At 69.0% G+C, this 18,796-nt stretch carries 14 protein-coding genes; 8 read left to right on the top strand and 6 right to left on the bottom strand.

The genetic code is table 11. The features are described 5' to 3' along the window. Positions 1-151: 151 nt before the first annotated feature. Complete coding sequence (locus ACSQ2B_RS14855; RefSeq protein WP_436050936.1) at positions 152-1,519, bottom strand: formimidoylglutamate deiminase; 1,368 nt, start codon at positions 1,517-1,519, stop codon at positions 152-154. Between the two features lie 61 nt (positions 1,520-1,580). Here ACSQ2B_RS14855 and hutI point away from each other — a divergent pair, with 61 nt between their 5' ends. From hutI to hutU, 4 genes are read left to right on the top strand one after another with little or no spacing between them, the layout of a single operon-like run. Beyond that, on the top strand, positions 1,581-2,807 hold the full coding sequence (gene hutI, locus ACSQ2B_RS14850) for an imidazolonepropionase (RefSeq protein ID WP_436050935.1): 1,227 nt from the start codon (positions 1,581-1,583) through the stop codon (positions 2,805-2,807). Then, positions 2,792-4,342, top strand: coding sequence for a histidine ammonia-lyase (gene hutH, locus ACSQ2B_RS14845; RefSeq protein ID WP_436051040.1), 1,551 nt, complete (start codon positions 2,792-2,794; stop codon positions 4,340-4,342). The genes hutI and hutH overlap by 16 nt, the downstream gene beginning before the upstream one ends. Then, the gene (gene hutG, locus ACSQ2B_RS14840) at positions 4,335-5,156 is read left to right on the top strand and encodes an N-formylglutamate deformylase (RefSeq protein ID WP_436050934.1); all 822 of its coding nucleotides are present in this window, start codon (positions 4,335-4,337) and stop codon (positions 5,154-5,156) included. Before hutH ends, hutG begins: the two co-directional genes overlap by 8 nt. Beyond that, the gene (gene hutU / locus ACSQ2B_RS14835; RefSeq protein ID WP_436050932.1) at positions 5,153-6,832 is read left to right on the top strand and encodes a urocanate hydratase; all 1,680 of its coding nucleotides are present in this window, start codon (positions 5,153-5,155) and stop codon (positions 6,830-6,832) included. Before hutG ends, hutU begins: the two co-directional genes overlap by 4 nt. 3 nt (positions 6,833-6,835) lie before the next feature. On the opposite strand, the gene ACSQ2B_RS14830 is transcribed toward hutU, so the two are convergent. The 5 genes from ACSQ2B_RS14830 to ACSQ2B_RS14810 form a co-directional block, all read right to left on the bottom strand. Further along, on the bottom strand, positions 6,836-7,648 hold the full coding sequence (locus tag ACSQ2B_RS14830) for an SDR family oxidoreductase (RefSeq protein ID WP_436050931.1): 813 nt from the start codon (positions 7,646-7,648) through the stop codon (positions 6,836-6,838). A 97-nt stretch (positions 7,649-7,745) separates the two neighbouring features. Continuing rightward, positions 7,746-9,011, bottom strand: coding sequence for a cytochrome P450 (locus ACSQ2B_RS14825; RefSeq protein WP_436050929.1), 1,266 nt, complete (start codon positions 9,009-9,011; stop codon positions 7,746-7,748). A gap of 55 nt (positions 9,012-9,066) precedes the next feature. Next, positions 9,067-10,317, bottom strand: coding sequence for an MBL fold metallo-hydrolase (locus tag ACSQ2B_RS14820; RefSeq protein ID WP_436050927.1), 1,251 nt, complete (start codon positions 10,315-10,317; stop codon positions 9,067-9,069). Further along, complete coding sequence (locus ACSQ2B_RS14815) at positions 10,314-11,336, bottom strand: zinc-dependent alcohol dehydrogenase (protein WP_436050926.1); 1,023 nt, start codon at positions 11,334-11,336, stop codon at positions 10,314-10,316. Before ACSQ2B_RS14815 ends, ACSQ2B_RS14820 begins: the two co-directional genes overlap by 4 nt. Before the next feature lie 28 nt (positions 11,337-11,364). After that, positions 11,365-12,159 (bottom strand): SDR family NAD(P)-dependent oxidoreductase, encoded by a 795-nt coding sequence (locus ACSQ2B_RS14810; protein WP_436050924.1) that lies wholly within the window; start codon positions 12,157-12,159, stop codon positions 11,365-11,367. A 333-nt stretch (positions 12,160-12,492) separates the two neighbouring features. On the opposite strand from ACSQ2B_RS14810, the gene ACSQ2B_RS14805 reads away from it, so the two are divergent. From ACSQ2B_RS14805 to ACSQ2B_RS14790, 4 genes are all read left to right on the top strand, one after another. Beyond that, positions 12,493-13,383, top strand: coding sequence for a helix-turn-helix domain-containing protein (locus ACSQ2B_RS14805; RefSeq protein ID WP_436050923.1), 891 nt, complete (start codon positions 12,493-12,495; stop codon positions 13,381-13,383). 114 nt (positions 13,384-13,497) lie between these two features. Further along, entirely contained in the window at positions 13,498-14,640 is a 1,143-nt protein-coding gene (locus ACSQ2B_RS14800; protein ID WP_436050922.1) for a sulfotransferase family protein, read from the top strand. A gap of 495 nt (positions 14,641-15,135) precedes the next feature. Continuing rightward, positions 15,136-17,490 (top strand): TonB-dependent receptor, encoded by a 2,355-nt coding sequence (locus ACSQ2B_RS14795; RefSeq protein WP_436050920.1) that lies wholly within the window; start codon positions 15,136-15,138, stop codon positions 17,488-17,490. A gap of 248 nt (positions 17,491-17,738) precedes the next feature. Next, positions 17,739-18,788, top strand: a complete 1,050-nt coding sequence (locus ACSQ2B_RS14790) for a helix-turn-helix domain-containing protein (RefSeq protein WP_436050918.1) — start codon at positions 17,739-17,741, stop codon at positions 18,786-18,788. Positions 18,789-18,796 lie beyond the last annotated feature (8 nt).

The raw sequence follows: 18,796 nt of genomic DNA, 5'->3' as shown, positions 1-18,796 counted from the left end.
TGCCCCTTTGTTTGTTCGAATTTATGTCTAGTCAAAACAGGATCGCGATCGCGGGCGGGTCAAGTCGAAATCCGCAGCGTCAGCCGTCGGCCGGTCGACGTCGACGCGGCGCCTCGACGGTGGCCAGGACTGTCAAAAAATCGGGCGTGTCTTACGCGGAGTCGGCCCGGAGGCGACCGATGGCGGCGCGATAGTCGCTGACTATCTGCGTCCACCGCAGATGGCGGCCTTCGGCGACAAGCTGGCGGCCGCCGACCCAGACGCCGTCCACCGCCGCGCGGCCGGCGGCGAAGATCCAGCGGCTGAGGTATTCGTCGGGCGGGGCGTCGGCGAGCGCCGGATGCTCGGCGTCGAGGCTGATGAAGCTGGCCGGCGCGCCTGGCCGGAGCGCAGGCGGATCGCAGCCCAGCGCCTGGCCGCCGCCGGCGAGCGCGGCGCGATACAGCCGGTCTGCGGTGGGCTCATCGGCGCTCTCCGCCAGGACGTTGCGCCGGCGCTGGGTCAGGCGCTGGCCATATTCGAGCAGCCGCAGCTCCTCTGTCGCGTCGATCCGCACATTGGCGTCCGAGCCCACGCCGATCTGGCCGCCGGCGGCCAGGAAGGGCTCCGCCGGGAAGATCCCGTCGCCCAGGTTCGCCTCGGTGATCGGACAGAGGCCCGCGATCGCGCCGCTGGCCGCCAGGGCGAGGGTTTCCGCCGCGTCCATGTGGGTGGCGTGCACCAGGCACCAGCGCCGGTCGATCTGGGCGTGGGCGAGCAGCCAGTCGACAGGCCGCCGGCCGGACCAGGCGAAACAGTCCTCGACCTCCCGGGTCTGTTCGGCGACGTGGATGTGGACCGGGGCGGCGGGCAGCAGGCGCGTCAGCTCGGCCAAATGTTCGGGCGTGACCGCGCGCAGGCTGTGCGGGGCGACGCCCAGGACTGCGCCCTCCAGGCCGGAGATGGCGCGGCCGGAGCCCTCCAGCAGGCGGCCATAGCCGTCCAGGCTGTTGACGAAGCGGGCCTGGCCGTCGGTCGGCGCGGCGGCGCCGAAGCCGGAATGGGCATAGAAAACCGGCAGCAGGGTGAGCGCGATCCCGCTGTCGGCCGCGGCGGCGGCGAGGCTGATCGCCATCTCGCCAGGGTCGGCGTACGGTCGGCCGTCTGGCGCATTGTGCAGATAATGAAACTCGCCGACCCGCACGAATCCGGCCTGCAGCATCTCGGCGTAGGCGAGCGCGGCGATCGCGCGCAGGTCCTCCGGCTGCACCGCCTGGGCCAGTTGGTACATGCGCTCGCGCCAGAGCCAGAAATCGTCGGCCCCGGCCACACGCCGCTCGGCTCGACCGGCCATGGCGCGCTGGAAGGCGTGGCTGTGCAGGTTCGGCAGGCCGGGCAGGCCGATCGCGTGCCGCTGGTCGCCGGCCCGCGGCGGCGCTCCCGGCTCGACCGTCGCCAGCCGCCCGCCCGAGATCGCGACCCGGACCGAAGCGGTCCAGCCCTCTGGCAGCAGCGCCTGCCGGAACCACAGTCCGGTCATGATCACCTCCGACGACCATATTATGACTAGACAAATACATCAGCCGTCCGAAAATGCCCACATGCAGGCTCGTCCGGACCTCCATCATTGCGACCGCCTCTGGCGAAACGCGAGGCTTGCGACGCTCGCCCCCGACAAACCGGGTCTGGGCGAGATCGAGGCGGGCGTCGTGGCGGCGGCGGGCGGGCGCATCGTCTACGCCGGCCCGGAGGCCGAGGCGCCGGCCCTGGAGGCCGAGGTCGTCGAGGACTGCCAGGGCCGTTGGATCCTGCCGGGGCTGATCGATCCGCACACCCATCTGGTCTATGCCGGCGACCGGTCGCGCGAATTCGAAATGCGGCTGGAGGGCGCCAGCTATGAAGAGATCGCCCGCGAAGGCGGCGGCATCGTCTCGACCATGCGAGCGACCCGCGCGGCCAGCGAGGCGGACCTCACGGACGCCGCCTTGCCGCGGCTCGACGCCTTGCTGGCCGAGGGCGTCACCACGGTGGAGATCAAGTCCGGCTATGGCCTGAGCCTGGACGCCGAGCTGAAGCAGCTGCGCGCGGCCCGCGCCCTGGAGGGCCGGCGGGGGGTGTCGGTCGTCACCACCTTCCTCGGCGCCCACGCCTTGCCGCCGGAGTTTCGCGAGGACCGGAAGGCCTATCTCGACCTGGTCTGCGACGAGATGATCCCGGCTGTGTCCGCGGCGGGACTGGCCGAGGCGGTCGACGGCTTCTGCGAGAGCATCGCCTTCACGCCGAGCGAGATGCGACGGGTGTTCGAGGCGGCGCGCGGTTGCGGGCTGAAGGTCAAGCTGCACGCCGAGCAGCTGTCCAACCAGGGCGGGGCGGCGCTGGCGGCGGAGTTCGCCGCCCTGTCGGCCGACCACCTCGAGCATCTGGACGCCGGCGACGCCGCGTGCCTGGCCGCGGCGGGGACGACGGCGGTGCTGTTGCCGGGCGCCTTCTACTTCATGCGCGAGACAAAGCTTCCGCTGATCGAAGCGCTGCGGGCGAACCGCGTGCCGATGGCGATCGCCACCGACTGCAATCCCGGCACCTCGCCGCTCACCTCGCCCCTGCTGGCGATGAACATGGCCGCGACTCTTTTTCGCCTGACCGTCGTCGAGTGCCTGGCGGGGATGACCCGCGAGGCCGCCCGGGCGCTGGGACGGCTGGACGACGTCGGGACCCTGGAAGCCGGCAAGCGCTGCGACCTGACCATCTGGGACATCGAGCGCCCGGCCGAGCTGGTCTACCGGATCGGCTTCAACCCCCTGCACATGCGCGTCTGGAGCGGCCGATGAGCGAAGTCCTGCGGCCCGGCGAGGCGACGCTCGCCCAATGGCGGTCGGTCTATCGTGGCGCGGCCGCGACGCTGCATCCGTCCGCAGCGCCGGCCGTCATCGCCAGCGCCGCCGCCGTCGAGCGGATCCTCGCAGCCCATACGCCAGTCTATGGGGTGAACACCGGCTTCGGCAAGCTCGCCAGCATCCGCATTCCCGACGGCGATCTCGAGACCCTGCAACGGAACATCGTGCTGTCCCACGCCGCCGGCGTCGGCGCGCCCACGCCGACCGTCATCGTGCGGCTGATGATGGCGCTGAAGCTGGCCAGCCTGGGGCAGGGGGCCTCGGGCGTTCGGCCGGCGACGCTGGCCATGCTCGAAGCCCTGCTGGCGAAGGGACTGACCCCCGTCGTCCCGTGCCAGGGCTCCGTCGGCGCGTCCGGCGATCTCGCCCCGCTTGCGCACATGGCCGCGGCGATGATCGGCGTCGGCGAGATCGAAATCGAGGGCAGGACGCGTCCGGCCGCCGAGGCTCTGGCGGAAGCCGAGCTCGCGCCCCTGGTCCTCGGCCCCAAGGAAGGGCTCGCCCTGCTGAACGGCACCCAGTTCAGCGCGGCCTGGGCGCTGGCGGCGCTGTTCGAGGCCGAGCGGCTGTTCCAGACGGCGCTGGTGTCCGGGGCCCTCTCGACCGAGGCGGCCAAGGGGTCCGATACGCCGTTCGATCCCCGCATCCATGCGTTGCGCCGGCACGAGGCGCAGATCGAGGCGGCGGCGGCGCTCAGGGATCTCATGACCGGCTCGGCGATCCGCGCCTCGCACCTGGTCGCCGACGAACGGGTGCAGGATCCCTATTGCTTGCGCTGCCAGCCGCAGGTGATGGGGGCGGCGCTGCAGGTCTTGCGTCAGGCGGCCGACACCCTCGCCGTCGAGGCCAACGGCGTGACGGACAACCCGCTGATCTTCGCCGACACGGGAGAGGCGCTGTCCGGCGGCAACTTCCACGCCGAGCCGATCGCCTTCGCCGCCGACATGATGGCCCTGGCGATCTGCGAGATCGGCTCGCTGGCCGAGCGGCGGATCGCCATGCTGGTCGACCCGACGCTTTCTGGCCTGCCGGCCTTCCTGACGCCGAAGCCGGGGCTCAACTCCGGCTTCATGATCCCGCAGGTGACGGCCGCCGCCCTGGTCTCGGAGAACAAGCAGAAGGCCTACCCGGCCTCGGTCGACTCCATCCCGACCTCGGCCAACCAGGAAGACCACGTCTCCATGGCGCCGCACGCGGCGCGCCGGCTCTTGCCCATGATCGAGAACGCCGACGCGGTGGTGGCGATCGAGCTGCTGGCCGCCGCCCAGGGCTGCGACTTTCATGCCCCGCTCGCCTCCAGCGACCGGCTTGAGGCCGTGCGGCGGCGCGTGCGCGCCGTCGCGCCCAGCCTGACCGACGACAGGCACATGCATCCGGACATCGCCGCGGTGATCGCCCTGGTGCGCTCCGGAGAAATCCTCGCCGCCGGCGGGGCCGAGCAAATGCCGAGGGTCGCCCGCGATGGCTGACTGGCTCGAGGTGACCGAGGGCGAGGCGCCGCTCATCGTCGCCTTCCCGCACACCGGAACCGAGATCGACCCGCAGATCGAGGCGCGCCTCGCCTCGCCCTGGCTCGCCCGCAAGGACGCCGACTGGCGGATCGAGCAGCTCTACGACTTCGCCGGCGACCTCGGCGCGACGACGATCCGTACACGGATCTCCCGCACGGTGATCGACGTGAACCGCGACCCGAGCGGCGCCTCCCTCTATCCGGGGCAGGCCGTGACCGAGCTCTGCCCGACGACGACCTTCGACGGCGAGCCGCTCTACCGGCCCGGCGCGGAGCCGGACGCGACCGAGATCGCCGAGCGCCGCACGCGTTGGTTCGCGCCCTATTACACAGCCCTCGAGGCGCAGATCCGGCGGCTTCGGGCGCGCCACCCAGCCGTCGTGCTCTACGACGCCCACGCCATCCGCTCGCGCATTCCGCGGCTGTTCGAAGGCGAGCTGCCGCACTTCAACATCGGGACCAACAGCGGCGCGAGCTGCGCCGCGGAGCTGGCTGGAGCGGTCTTCGAGGCCTGCGACGCGGAGGGCTTCAGCCGCATCCTGGACGGCCGCTTCAAGGGCGGTTGGACGACGCGCCGCTACGGCCAGCCGGCGGACGGCGTGCACGCCGTCCAGATGGAGCTCGCCTGCCGCGCCTATCTCGACGAGCCCGAAAGCCCGCTCTCCGACGACGCCTGGCCGGCGCCATGGGACGGGGCTCGCGCTGAACCCTGCCGGACGGTGCTTCGGCGCGTCCTCGCCAGCTGTCTCCAGTTCGCGGAAGGCGAAGCATGAACACGCCCACCTCCCCCCGTCACGATCCCTCGCGGGTCATCCGCGCCCCGCGCGGAACCCAGCTTCGCGCCCGCAGCTGGCTCACCGAAGCGCCGCTGCGGATGCTGATGAACAACCTCGATCCGGAGGTGGCGGAGCGGCCGGAGGACCTGGTGGTCTACGGCGGCATCGGCCGGGCGGCGCGCGACTGGGAAAGCTATGACCGGATCGTCGCGGTCCTGGAGCGGCTGGCGGACGACGAGACCTTGCTGGTGCAGTCGGGCAGGCCGGTCGGCGTCTTTCGCACCCACGCCGATGCACCCCGCGTGCTGATCGCCAACTCCAACCTCGTGCCGCACTGGGCGACCTGGGACCATTTCAACGCGCTCGATCGCAAGGGGCTCATGATGTACGGCCAGATGACGGCCGGCTCCTGGATCTACATCGGGACCCAGGGGATCGTTCAGGGCACCTACGAAACCTTCGTCGAGATGGGCCGCCAGCATTATGACGGCGATCTCTCCGGCCGCTGGCTGCTGACGGCGGGGCTCGGCGGCATGGGCGGCGCCCAGCCGCTGGCGGCGGTGATGGCGGGCGCTTCATGCCTGGCCGTCGAGTGCCAGCCCTCCCGTATCGAGATGCGTCTCAGGACCGGCTACCTGGACCGCGCCACGGAGAGCCTGGACGAGGCGCTCGAGATCATCGCGCAGGCCTGCGCCGCCGGACAGCCGGTCTCGGTGGGCCTGCTGGGCAACGCCTGCGAGGTCCTGCCGGAGATCCTGCGCCGCGGCGTACGGCCCGACCTCCTGACCGACCAGACCTCCGCCCACGACCCGGTCAACGGCTACCTGCCGAAGGGCTGGAGCCTGGAGCGCTGGGCGGGCATGCGCGAGCAGGATCCCAAACAGGTCGAAGAGGCCGCGCGCGCCTCCATGGCCGAGCACGTCCAGGCGATGCTGGCGTTCAGGGCGGCCGGGACGCCCACGGTCGACTACGGCAACAACATCCGCCAGGTCGCCAAGGACGCGGGCGTCCTCGACGCCTTCGACATTCCCGGCTTCGTGCCGGCCTACATCCGCCCGCTGTTCTGCCGCGGCGTGGGGCCGTTCCGCTGGGTCGCCCTGTCGGGGGATCCGGAGGACATCCGGCGCACCGACGCCAAGGTGAAGGAGCTGATCCCCGACGACCGCCACCTGCACGCCTGGCTGGACATGGCCCAGCAGAAGATCCGCTTCCAGGGCCTGCCCGCCCGCATCTGCTGGGTGGGGCTGGGCGACCGGCATCGGCTGGGCCTGGCCTTCAACAAGATGGTCGCCAAGGGCGAGCTCAAGGCGCCTGTCGTCATCGGCCGCGACCACCTGGATTCCGGTTCGGTCGCCTCGCCCAACCGCGAGACCGAGGCCATGCGCGACGGCTCCGACGCGGTCTCCGACTGGCCCCTGCTCAACGCCCTGCTCAACTGCGCCTCGGGCGCCACCTGGGTGTCGCTGCACCACGGCGGCGGCGTCGGCATGGGCTTCTCCCAGCACGCCGGGATGGTGGTGGTCTGCGATGGCACCGACGCCGCCGCCAGACGCCTCGAGCGGGTGCTCTGGAACGACCCGGCGACGGGGGTGATGCGCCACGCCGACGCCGGCTACGAGATCGCCCGCGACTGCGCCCGCGAGAGCGGCCTCGACCTGCCCAGCCTGGCGTAGGGGTTAGGCCTGGGCTGCAAACGGCATGGCCAAGGATCCGCCGTCCACCAGGATGTCCGTGCCGGTCACGAAGCTGGCTGCAGGTGTGCAGAGGAAGACGGCGACCGCCGCCACTTCCTCCGACCGGGCGGGGCGGCCCAGGGCCGAACGGTCCACCAAGGTCTGCATGATCGGCTGCAACGCCATCTCGGCGCGCCCCATCGGGGTGTCGATGATGCCCGGCGAGATCGAGGCGATCCGCGCGCCGCGCTGACCGAAGGCGGCGGCCTCCCGCCGAACCAGCAGCATGACGCCGCGCTTGGAGATCGAATAGGCCGCGCCAGACTCCGGCGCATAGGCCGCCAGGGAGGCCACCGCCTCCGGCGTGGTGACCTTGGAGATTTCGGCGTCGAGCGTCGCGCCCTGCATATGCGCCGCCGAAGAGGCGAACAGCACCGCCGCGGCGTCTTGCGCCATCCGCGGCCGCACGACGTCGAGCAGCCGCATGGTGGCGGCGAGGTTGACCTCCAGGATCCGCGCCGGGTCCGCCATCGTCGGCGAAAGGCCGGCGCAATGGATGAGCGCGCCGACCGCCCGGCCGGCGAGGGCGGAGGCCAGCCTGTCCGGGAAGCCGGCGTCGGCGATGTCGCCGGCCAGGGTGTCGGCCTGGCCGCCGGCCCGCAGCCGGTCGGCGGCGTCGTCGAGGCGTTCGGCGTTCAGGTCGCAAAGCAGCAGCGGCCAGCCCGCCTCGCTCATCAGGCGCGCGGCGGCCTCGCCCATTCCCGACGCCGCGCCGGTGACGATCGCCACCCCGGCGGGCCGTTCTGAAAGCGACATGAGTTCCTCCCTTGTGGTCCGCCCCTTGGTCTTGGCGCCGGGGACGGCCTTCGTTCTTTTCAATCCCAGCGCAGCGGCTGGGAGTCGAGCTGCGAGATCAGCCTTTCACATCCCAGACGATAGGGAGGCGCGGCGTCGCGATCAGGCCGGGGACGACGGTCCGGTCGGCGCCCGGCTTCAGGCGGAAGGACGGGATGCGCCGCAGGAACTCGCCCAGCGCGATGCGCAGTTCCCGGCGCGCGAGATGGGAGCCGAGGCAGCGATGCGGGCCGGCGACGAAGGTCAGATGCCGGTTGGGCGCGCGATCGGCGCGGAAGCTGAGCGGATCGTCGAATTCGGCCGGATCGTAATTGCCCGCGGCGGCGAGACAGAGCACGCGGTCACCCCGCTTGATCTGCACGCCATGGAGTTCGTGGTCGACCTTGGCGATGCGCGCCGAGTTCACCGTCGGGTTGGTGCGCAGGAACTCCTCGATCGCCTCGGGGAGAAGCTCAGGCTGCGCGCGCAGCTTCTGCTGCAGCTCGGGGTCGAGGGCGAGCCGGCGGAACGTCAGGGCGCTGGTCGCCGCGACGGTGTCGAGGCCGCCGGTCCACAGGAAGAAGACGATGCCGATGATCTCATCCTCGGTCAGCGGACGCCCGTCGACCTCGCCGTGGACGATGCGGCTGGTGAGGTTGTCGCCGGGGGTTGCGCGCACCTCCTCGATGAAGCTGCGCAGATAGACGAGGGCGCTTCGGGCGCCCCATTGCACCCGCTCCAGGTTGGCCATGTCGTGGAGCATGGCGTAGCCCCAGGACAGGAAATCCTCGAACTTCTCGTCCGGGAAGCCCATCAGCCCCATGAAGACCTTGACCGGGTAGATGCGGCCGAAGTCGTAGGAGACGTCGCACTCGCCCTTGTCGGCGAAGCCGTCGATCAGCGCGTTGACGATCGCGTAGATCTTGGATTCCAGCGCGGCCACGGCCTTCGGCGAGAACCAGGGATTGAGCAGCACGCGGTATTTGTTGTGCTCGGGAGGGTCGAGGGCGATCGGGATCGCCTGGAAGGACTCGCCCACCATGTCGGCGAAGGGAAATATGCCGACGGAGGAGTAGCGCTCGGTGTTCTGGTAGACTTCCCGGATGTCCTCGTAGCGGCTGCAGACCCAGGTCCCCGGTCCGGTGGTCATGCCGTTGGCCGAGCGCGAGTAGAAGACCGGCGGCAGGGTCTCGAACACCTGCCGAGCCGGAGCATAGGGATCCTCCAGCGCGGTCGGGCCCAGGGCGGCTTCGTAGTCGAACACCAATTCCGGCGGAACATGCGGGGGCGGCGGCGCACCCGCCGCGGCTGTCGCACTCGATGCCGGGGGCCGGTTCGCGTCCATGATCTTGTCTCCTTCGCTTCCGTCCCGCGCCATGGCCGCCTGACCTTCTGGAGGGTCAGGTCTGGTTCAGGGCGGCGTCCGCGGCCGAGATCTCGGATCTCAGCCACATGGTCTCGCTGAGGTTCTGGCCGCCGGAGTCGGCCAGCATGCGCTCGAGCGCATCCCGCTTCACCCGCAGGGCGGGGGTGTTCGCCGGATCCGCGCCCAGCGCCACGTCGAGGAGGTGCAAGGCCGCCAAGGGCCGACCGTCCTCCAGCTTCTCCCGCGCCCGCCTGGCGAGCGCCTCGGCGCCGCCGGCGAGCTCGACGAGGTCCGCGTCGACGTCGGAGCGCGGCGCGCCATAGAGCGAGGTCGTGGCGTCGTAGAGGAACCAGCCGGAATACTCGTGCCAGATGGCCCGCACGGCCCACGGCACATTGCCGTGGAGTTCGCCGATCTGCAACTCATCGGGCAGCCGGATCTCGCGCATCAGGGTCCACAGGTCCTTGCCGGCGTTCATCCCCGCCTTGGTCTGCTCATTCACGTAGGAGACGGCCGCGTGCAGCTTGTCGAGGGCGGCGCGGATCTGGTCGGCGCCACGGATCGGATCGCCGTGCCCGGTGATCAACAGCCTCGCGCCCAGGGTCCGCACGCGCTCCAGGGAGGCCAGATAGCGCGTGACCGACCGGGGCTTGTCGCCCCGCACGGTGTTGAGGAAGGGCATCGACATGAACACCGGTCCGAACAGATTGCCGATGAAGGCGATCTTCTCGTCGGGAAGCCAGACGGTGAGCGAATCCAGGGTTTCCCCGCCTGGCGTCGAGAGGATCTCGAACCGGCGGCCGCCAAGCTCGAAGGAGTAGCTCCGGTCCACGACGATGTCCGGCTCGATGCGCTTGGGAAGCACGACGTCCTGATCGGAAGCGACGGTCGTCCCCCAAAGCTTGCCCGTCCGCCGACTGAAGTAGGGCGCGAGCTCCCGATAGAAGGCCAGGGTCTCCGCGAAGCGCCGCTCGGCGATCAGCCGGGTTCCCGCCTCCCAGAAGGCGTTCAGCCCGCCGAAGTGGTCGGAGTGGCTCTGGGTCAGAACGATGTAGCGCAAGGGTCCGGTGCGCACGGGCGCGAACAAGGCCGCGTTGCGATCCGCGCTGGTCGCAAACCCGGTGTTGATCAGCAGGTCGCCTTCGGCGGTCGTCACCAGGTAGGCGTTCGAGACGTCCCTCGCCATGAAGATGAAGTCGGTGATCGGCGCCGCTTCGGTCTGCTGCTCGCCGGCCAGGACCAGCTCGGCCAGCGGCGGGTTTCTCCTCCGGTCCGCGCCGCTCATGGCGTCGCATCCTCGAACTGGATCATCACCTTGGCCGACTGCGGCCGACCGGCGACGGCGAATGCTTCGAGCACGTCGTCGAAGCGGTAGCGATGGCTGATGATCGAGGCCGCCTTGTCCTTCACCCGTGGCAGGGCGGCGACCACATCGGGCATTTCCGTGGGATAGCCGACGGCGGTGGTGATCGACATTTCGTTCAGCAGGAAGGCGTTCATGTCGAGCGCCTGGGGCTTCATGTAGACGGCCGTGACGACCAGGCGGGCGTGCTGCTTGCCCATGCCGATGATGTCGCTGATGAGGTTGGGCGCGCCGGCCGCGTCCATGAAGACGTCCGTGCCGACCACCGGCGCGCCGAGCAGGTTGTGGGTCGCGCCGTGCAGTTCCGCGAGCCGGGCCCGCACGTCCTCCTTGCCGGGGTTGACGACTGCGCGGGCGCCGAGCGCCTTGGCGCATTCCAGCCGCTCCGGCGCGAGGTCGAGGGCCACGACGTCGGTCACTCCGCGGTCGACCAGCCACAGCACCATGCCGAGCCCAATCGGCCCGCAGCCGAAGACGGCCACCTTGTCGCCCGGCCTGGCCTGGGTGCGGTTGACGCCGTGCAGCGCGACGGCCAGCGGCTCGGCGAGGGCCGCGACCTCATAGGGAAGGTCGTCGGGGATCGGCAGCAAGGTGACGCCGGGCTGCACGTCGCCCACCAGCACCGCCTCGGTGAAGGCGCCTTCGGGGCCGCCGCTGCCGATGAAGGTCGAGGTCTGCATCGGGTTGATGACGACCCGCTGGCCGACCTGGACGCCCTGGACCGAGCGGCCGACCGCGGCGACCTCGCCGGCGGCCTCGTGCCCGATCGGCGTCACCCCGCCCTCGGCGCGATTGATGCCGCCATGCTTGATGTAGGTGAGATCGCTGCCGCAGATTCCGCAGGCCTTGACGTTCACCACCACGTCGTTGTCGCCGACCTGCGGCGGGGGCTTGGGGTCCAGCCGCACGTCGCCGGCCCCGTGAATGTTCAGACTGCGCATGGCGTGGCTCCGGAACGGGTGAGCGGGGTCAGAAGGCGTAGGGCGGATAGACGAGGCTGGCGCCGTCGATGACGATGGTGTCGCCGCTGTGGAATCTGGAGGCGTCGCTGGCTAGGTAGGCGGCGATCCCTTCCAGGTCCGAGGGCTCCCCGGGGCGCGGGATCGGCGTCTTCGCGGCGAAGAACTGGTCCACCTGAGTGGAGTCCTGGCCGCCGCCGAGGTCCGTCTTGATGTAGCCGGGGGCCACGGTGTTGGCCCGGATGCCGTACCTGCCCAGCTCCGAGGCCATGGTGCGGACCAGCGCCCCCATGCCGCCCTTCGACGCCGCATAGTTTCCGACGCCAGGAACCCCGTGGAACATCGACAGGCTGCCGCAGAAGATCAGCGAGCCGCCGGGCCGGCCCGCCTCGGCCTGTCTGACCATCCGCCGCGCGCCCTCGCGCAGGGTGTAGAAGGCGCCGTGCAGGTTGACGCCCAGCAGCTCGTGCCAGGCCTCGCTGGACAGGTCGACGACGCTGGCCATGGCGGGCGGCGCGCCGGAGTTGGCGATCACGCAGTCCAGTCGGCCGAAGTCCTGCATCGTCGCGTCGAAGGCCTCGGTCACGGCCTGTTCGGAGGAGACGTCGACCTGGCGTGCGATCACGCGCGCGCCGTAGCCTTCCAGCTCCGCCTTGGCCTTGGCGTTCTTCTCCGCCGATCGGGCCCAGATCTCCAGGTCGCCGCCCTGCTTGGCGATCCCGCGGGCGAAGCCCAGACCGATGCCGCTATTGCCGCCGGTGACGACGGCGACCTTGCCGGTCAGATCGAACAGGTCCGCGGCCATCGCCTTCTCCCCATGTCTCGCCGGTCTGAGGCGCCGGCCGTGGGAGACTTGATCGCCCGCCCGGGCCGACACGCAACGGCGCGTGCCGCCATCGGTCGGCCAGGCTGACACCGGCGGGCCGCAAAACGCCCGGAGCGGGCGGCTGCGTGACACGAGCTGGGCCGACCGGTCCGCAGGCAAGGCCGTTCGACGTCGCCGGCGAGCCCTAATGACATCCGCCGGCCGCAAAGCGCCTGGGTCGCCGGCGGCGCCATCCGGGTTCGCGTTGCGCGCCCGGCAAGCACGCGACATCATGAGAAAAAAGATCCAGGGCGGAAAATTCGGAGCAGCCACATGCAGGCTTCAGGCGTGGCGGAGATGATCGTCGTCGAAGCCGAGGTGCGCGTCCCGATCGCGACGGCTCAGCTCATTCGTTACAACGTCCCCACCCTGGATTTCAGCTTCCTCGACGAGAGGTCCGACCACATCGATCTCTGCCTGACCCCGCGCCCCAGGAATACGTGCGCGCGCTTTCAGGATCGATGGAGCCCGCAGAGGTTCGAGAAGCTCGGCTCCGTCTTCCTCATGCCGCGCGGCGAGGCCGTACAGTTCAGGACCGACGGCGGATCCCAGGCCTCGATCGTCTGTCAGTTGCACGCCGAGGCCATCGGCGAATGGCTCCAGCAGAGCGTGGATTGGACAGACGGGCGGATCGGCGGCTTCCTGCTCGATATCCCGAACAGCGCGGTCCGCACCTTGCTGCGGCGCCTGGCCGATGAACTCCGCGCGCCGGGCTTCGCCAGTCAGATCCTGGTCGAATTGATCACGGGCCAGCTGGTGATCGAGCTCTCCCGGTTCTGCCGGGAGATCGAAAGCGCCCCCGAGACGGGCGGTCTCTCCGGCTGGCGGCTGCGCCGGATCGACGAACGGCTGGCGGAGGTTCGTGAGCCGCCGACGCTCACGGAGCTTGCGGCGGCCTGCGGCATGTCCGTCCGCCAGCTCACACGCTCGTTTCGGGCGAGCCGCGGCTGCTCCATCGGCGACTACGTCGATCGGTTCCGCATCGAGACGGCGATGCGGCTGCTCGCCGGCGACGAGAGCATCAAGTCGATCGCAAGCCGCATGGGGTTCTCCTCGCCCTCGCACTTCAGCCTGGCCTTTCGCCGCGCCACGGGCATGACCCCGCGCGGGTTCCGGCACGGGCGCGGGCCTAAGGGTCACCCGGGCTTCGCGGCCCGGAGCTGACAGTCTGACCCGTCCCTGGCCTTGATTGGCGTTGTCAGCCGCCGGCGGCGCGACGACAGAATGCGCCAAGGTCGTCCGCCCAGAGGCGACGCGGGTTCGGGAGGAGACGGTCGAATGGCCGCGCCATTGGTTGCAGACGAGCTGGTCGAGCGCGCTCAGCGTCTGACGGGGCTGGAACGTTTCGACTCCGACTCCTTCCGGGAAGGTCTCGAGATTTTCCTCTCGGATTTCAACAAGCTGGACGCCCCGCTGCCGTGGACCGAGGGGGCTGTGGTCGAGGCCCTGGCGGTCCGGCTCAAGGTCGCCGGCTATCTCGACAGTCGTCCGGAGCTGAGCCAGCGCCCGATCGAGCGGCCGGTCTTCGTCTTCGGCATCCCGCGGACCGGCACCACCCTGCTGAGCAATCTGCTGGCCGCGGATCCGGCGCGTCGTTCGCCGCTCACCTGGGAGATCGACGATCCGGTCCCGCCGCCCACGGCAAGGACACTCTACGACGATCCGCGCGCGCTCGCCCGGCTGGAGCAGGAGCGACAGCTGCTCGCCGCCTATCCGGAGGCGGGGAAGCTCTATCGCGGCTCGGCCATCTATCCCTACGAATGCCTCGGGTTCACACACAGCGACTTCAAGTCGATCGACTGGGAGTCGGGCGGCCGGTATCCCAACTATCGCGACTGGGTGTTCTCAGCGGACGTGAGCTCCAGTTACGCCTACCACAGGCGCTTTCTGCAGGTGCTGCAGGCCGACGCGCCGGGCGTCTGGAACCTGAAGATGCCCTCTCACGCGCTCTGGCTCGAGACCCTGCTCAAGACCTATCCCGACGCGCGCCTGCTCTGGACGCACCGCGATCCGCTGACCGCCACCAGCTCGTTCTGCAGCATCATCAAGGCGGGGCACATGCGCTCGATGGGCCGGCCGGACCTCGAGTGGATCGGCGAGAACGTGCCCTGGCAGGCGGTCCAGCACGCCGAGCGGATCATGGATGCGCGTGACCGCCTGGGCGAAGGCCGCGTCATCGATGTCCATTATGCAGATCTGGTCGGCGAGCCGCTTGCGGCGATGCGCCAGCTCTACCGGGCGCTGGGCGATGAATTCACGCCGGAGGCCGAAGCCGGCATGCGCGCGTGGCTCGACGACAACCCGCAAGGCAAGTTCGGTCGCCACGAATACCGGCTCGCCGAGTACGGCCTGACGGCGGACGGGGTGCGCAAGACGTTCGACAGGTACCTGTCGCGCTACGACATCGAGCCGGAAGGTTAGGAGAGGCGTCGATGCTGGACGGCTGCCGGCGGCCGCTGAGCCGCCGGCATGAAGGTTCCGCGAGGCACGACCTGCCTTGTCGATTGCGCAAGCTGTCGAGATTCCGGCGGGGACCACATGATAATCTTCGACCAATCAGCTGAATAAGCCGGATCTGGAAGCCGGTCACGGCTTCTGCAGGACGCTCTTCAGTGTGAGGAACGGACGGAGAGATTGCAGTTGAGTCGGCCATCGAAGACCCACGGAGACTCGGGCGAAGCGATCTTACGGACGACTATTCGCCAATCGAATTCCCGGACGCCTGACATCGTCACCGATCTTGATTTCGCTCGGAGCCCGTCGGGCCCGACCTGAAAGTTCCATCGAGTTCCGGCGCTGGCGATTTGGGGGCCAGAACCGCCGGGTCGCTACGGCTGCGCGTGTTCGGCGCGGCAAATCAAAAACAAAAGGCCGTGCCTGTCGCGGCCAACAATAAAAGTCATAAGGAGGGAACACGTGACCTATCGAGCCGCCGCCGCTCTGGCGGGCGCCAGCCTTTTCGCGCTCGGATCTGCCGCCCAGGCCCAGACAGCCTCCGTTGCGACGGCCGAATCCGACCCAGTCGCCGCGCGCGCCAATCCGGCCAGCGCCGTCCTCGGCGAAATCATCGTGACGGCTCAGAAGCGTGAGCAGCGCCTGCAGGACGTGCCGGTGTCGATCACCGCGCTCACCGCGACAGCGCTGGCGGCGAACCGCATCCAGAATGTCGGTGATCTCAATGCGATCGCGCCCAACCTCACGGTCCGTGAGACGTCGGGGGGCGCGGGCATTCCCGGCATCACCATGCGCGGCGCGCTCAGCTACGGCGTCGGACCCGGGGCCGACCGCGAGGTCGGCTTCTATGTCGACGGCGTCTACATCGGCCATGCACAGGGCTCGATCTTCGACCTGGCCGACATCGAGCGCATCGAGGTGCTGCGGGGCCCGCAGGGCACGCTGTTCGGTCGCAATGCGACGGCGGGCGCGATCAGCATCGTCACCAAGAATCCGAAGGGCGAGTTCGCTCTCAACCAGGAAGTGACCGTCGGCAATTACGACCAGTTTCGCAGCAAGACGCGCATCGACTTCCCGGCCCTCGGTCCGCTCAGCGCGGCCCTCACCTACTCGCACTCCGAGCGGCGCGGCGATGTCCGCAATCTCGGTGCGGGGACGGTCTGGGACTATTCCGCCGCCGGCAAGGGCCTGCGGACCTCGCCGAAATGGCTTGGCAGCCAGAACACGGAGTCCGTCGCCGCAGCCGTGAAGTACGAGCCGACCGACACCCTGAAATTCACCTACAAGTTCGACTGGACGGACGCCCATAACACGCCGCTCGCCATCGGCTTTCCGGGCTTCGGCCCGCCTGTCGACGGGGGACTCGTCGCCACGATCCATGCTCTGCAGCCCGATCCCTCGATCCTGACCCCGATCACGACGAAGCGGCCGAAGGCGGTGAACAATGGCTTCACCACGGCGGCGGATCTGCGTGTCTACGGGCACAATCTGACGGCGGATTGGCAGATCGCCGACGGCGTCGGCGTCAAGAACGTGGTCGCCTACCGCAAGGTCAGGGATTTCGCGACCCAGGAGCTCGGCGCCCTCGGCGGCGAGGTGGTTCCTGCCGCCCTCGCCGGCGTCTTCCAGGTCCCGGCCGGAACGCCGTTCACCGTCTATGGCAATGCGTCCGAGTTCCGCCACGAGCAGATCAGCGACGAGCTGCAGCTGAACGTCGACCACAAATGGGCCACCGTCACGGCCGGCCTGCTTTACTATCATCAGAAGCAGGCCAGCGGCGGTCCGCTCGGCTTGTCGAACCAGTTCCTCTTCACGCCGACGCCCGGACACGTGCTGAGCTGCGCCGACCCGGCCACCTGCCAGGGCCCGAACCCCACCAAGGGAACCTCCAAGGCGGCCTATATCCAGGTGGAGGGCCACCTCACATCCCAGCTTGACCTCATCGGCGGTTACCGGGTCACCCGCGACAGCAAGTCGGGCCGTTCGCCGTTCGGAAGCTTCGACGTCAAGGAGACCAATTCGAGCTATCTCCTCGGCGCCAACTACCGGCCGACCGACGAGATCCTGCTGTACGGAAAGTATTCCACCGCCTTCATGAGCGGCGGCGGCAATACCGGGCGCTTCTTCCCCAATCTCCTGACCTATGCGCCGGAGAAGGCCGGATCCTGGGAAGGAGGCGTCAAGTCCGACTGGTTCGATCGCCGGCTGCGGCTGAACCTCTCGCTGTTCACGGTCAAGTATACCGACCTCCAGTTCATCATCGGCGGCATCTTCTGCGGCGACGGCGTGTCGGGGGTCTGCGTGTTCACGGCCGGCGACGCCCGGGCGAAGGGGGCCGAGCTCGAGGTGACCGCCGTGCCGGTCGACCGGCTGACCTTGTCGGCAGGGGTCGGCTACACCGACTTCAAATATCTGAACCTGAGCCCCATCGCGACGGCGGCGACAGGTTTCTTCAGCAAGACCTATCGGCCGAAGTGGACCACCAACCTGTCGGCGCAGTACGACACCGAGCCGCTGTTCGACGACGCGCACCTGAGCTTCCGCGTCGATGCGAACTTCCGCTCCAGCTCGCTGCTGGCGGCAGATGCGCCGCCCCAGTTCCAGCCGATCGTCACAATACCCTCGATCTGGATCGTCAACGGCCGCGTCGCCCTGGCCGATCTCAACATCGCCGGCCACACGGGCGAGATCGCGCTCTGGGGCAAGAACCTGACCAACGACAAGCATATGGCGATGTCGAGCAGCTTCACCTTCATGTACCCGACGACCTATGAGCGGGCGCGCACCTTCGGCGTCGACCTCAAGTTCGACTGGTGAAGACTCAGCTGTGACGGCACGTCGCCGCTGACCTGAGGCGGATCAAACCTTCCCCAAACTCGCCGGGCGGCGCGATCCGCCCGGCGCTTTTTTATGCGCGACGGCCTTCGACGCGGGCCTTCGCCACCGGGCCTGCGCGCACGCCCAGTGAGATCTTTGAGTAGGCAAGGGCCGAAGAGCGAGCAATAGTCTCGGGGTGGGAGGAGCGGCTTGTGAATTCGACCCTTGAGTCGGACCAGGAACGCCAAATGCGCGGGGACGAAGTCTTCTTCAACCTGACGGGGCCGATCGAACTGTCGCCCGGCCCGGGGCGGACGCGCGCGGCGAGTCTTCAGATGTTCGGCGAGCTCGTGAAGGAGCTCGGCGGCGAGCCGCGGTCGATCCTGGAACGCCATGATATCGATCCGGCGAGGATCGCCGACCCGGAGCATCACATCGAATGCCGATCGATGGTGGACGCCTTCCAGTACTGTGCGTCCTATCTGGATTCCCCGCTCTTCGGATTTCATCTGGCCGGGCTGCAAGGGCCGGACGTGTTCGGCTGCGTGACGACCCTGTGTCGCGCGGCGCCGGACCTGCGCACGGCGACCCAATGCTTCATCGACTATCTGCCGGTGGTGCATTCGCCCGCCTATGAGATGAGCGTCGTGGAGTGCGACAGGTCCGTGGAGCTGCGCTGGTTCAGGCACTCGGAAGATTACGAGGGCTATGATCAGGTCAATCACCACGCCCTGCTGCGGGTGGTGAACCTGTTCAGGTCGCTGATGCCGCAAAACCTCCGGCTCAACTACGCAAACATCTCCACTTCCATTCCCCAGGGCGCGCGGGACGAGATGGAAGCCAAGGTCGGCTGCCCGGTGCACGACCGGCAGGGGATCGATTCCATCGGCTTCTCGCCGTTCGCCTTCTCCAGCCCGCTGATGACGTCGAACAAGCTCGTCTATCAGCTGCTCGGCGCCTATCTCCAGAAGGTCAAGGCGGCGGAACAGATGTCGCTCTGCGACCGGGTCGAAGCCTATGTCCGCGGCGCGATCCCGAGCGGCAACTGCACGCTGCCGCGTTGCGCCGACAAGCTCGGGATTTCGGCGCGGACCCTGCAGCACCAGCTGAGAAGCGCCGATGTGAGCTTCTCCGAGATTGTGACCAAGCAGCGGATGGAGCTGGCGCGGACCTACCTCGCCGAAGGCGCGCTCTCGGTCACCGAGATCGCCCTCATGCTGGGCTATGCGGAGCAGACCAGCTTCGGCCGCGCCTTCAAGAAATGGACCGGCGCGAGCCCCAGTCACTTCCGGCGCTGAGGCCGCCT

Origin of the sequence: Phenylobacterium sp. LjRoot225 (assembly GCF_964252855.1) — a bacterium.
GTDB lineage: Bacteria > Pseudomonadota > Alphaproteobacteria > Caulobacterales > Caulobacteraceae > Phenylobacterium.
The sequence above is the reverse complement of the archived record's forward strand: the minus strand, read 5'-3'. Positions and strand labels throughout refer to the sequence as shown.

Bases quoted from the DNA above. Each gene is read 5' to 3' on its own strand.
- ACSQ2B_RS14855 (WP_436050936.1), bottom strand. From the start codon at position 1,519: ATGACCGGACTGTGGTTCCGGCAGGCGCTGCTGCCAGAGGGCTGGACC.
- hutI (WP_436050935.1), top strand. From the start codon at position 1,581: ATGCAGGCTCGTCCGGACCTCCATCATTGCGACCGCCTCTGGCGAAAC.
- hutG (WP_436050934.1), top strand. From the start codon at position 4,335: ATGGCTGACTGGCTCGAGGTGACCGAGGGCGAGGCGCCGCTCATCGTC.
- hutU (WP_436050932.1), top strand. From the start codon at position 5,153: ATGAACACGCCCACCTCCCCCCGTCACGATCCCTCGCGGGTCATCCGC.
- ACSQ2B_RS14830 (WP_436050931.1), bottom strand. From the start codon at position 7,648: ATGTCGCTTTCAGAACGGCCCGCCGGGGTGGCGATCGTCACCGGCGCG.
- ACSQ2B_RS14825 (WP_436050929.1), bottom strand. From the start codon at position 9,011: ATGGACGCGAACCGGCCCCCGGCATCGAGTGCGACAGCCGCGGCGGGT.
- ACSQ2B_RS14820 (WP_436050927.1), bottom strand. From the start codon at position 10,317: ATGAGCGGCGCGGACCGGAGGAGAAACCCGCCGCTGGCCGAGCTGGTC.
- ACSQ2B_RS14815 (WP_436050926.1), bottom strand. From the start codon at position 11,336: ATGCGCAGTCTGAACATTCACGGGGCCGGCGACGTGCGGCTGGACCCC.
- ACSQ2B_RS14810 (WP_436050924.1), bottom strand. From the start codon at position 12,159: ATGGCCGCGGACCTGTTCGATCTGACCGGCAAGGTCGCCGTCGTCACC.
- ACSQ2B_RS14805 (WP_436050923.1), top strand. From the start codon at position 12,493: ATGCAGGCTTCAGGCGTGGCGGAGATGATCGTCGTCGAAGCCGAGGTG.
- ACSQ2B_RS14800 (WP_436050922.1), top strand. From the start codon at position 13,498: ATGGCCGCGCCATTGGTTGCAGACGAGCTGGTCGAGCGCGCTCAGCGT.
- ACSQ2B_RS14790 (WP_436050918.1), top strand. From the start codon at position 17,739: ATGCGCGGGGACGAAGTCTTCTTCAACCTGACGGGGCCGATCGAACTG.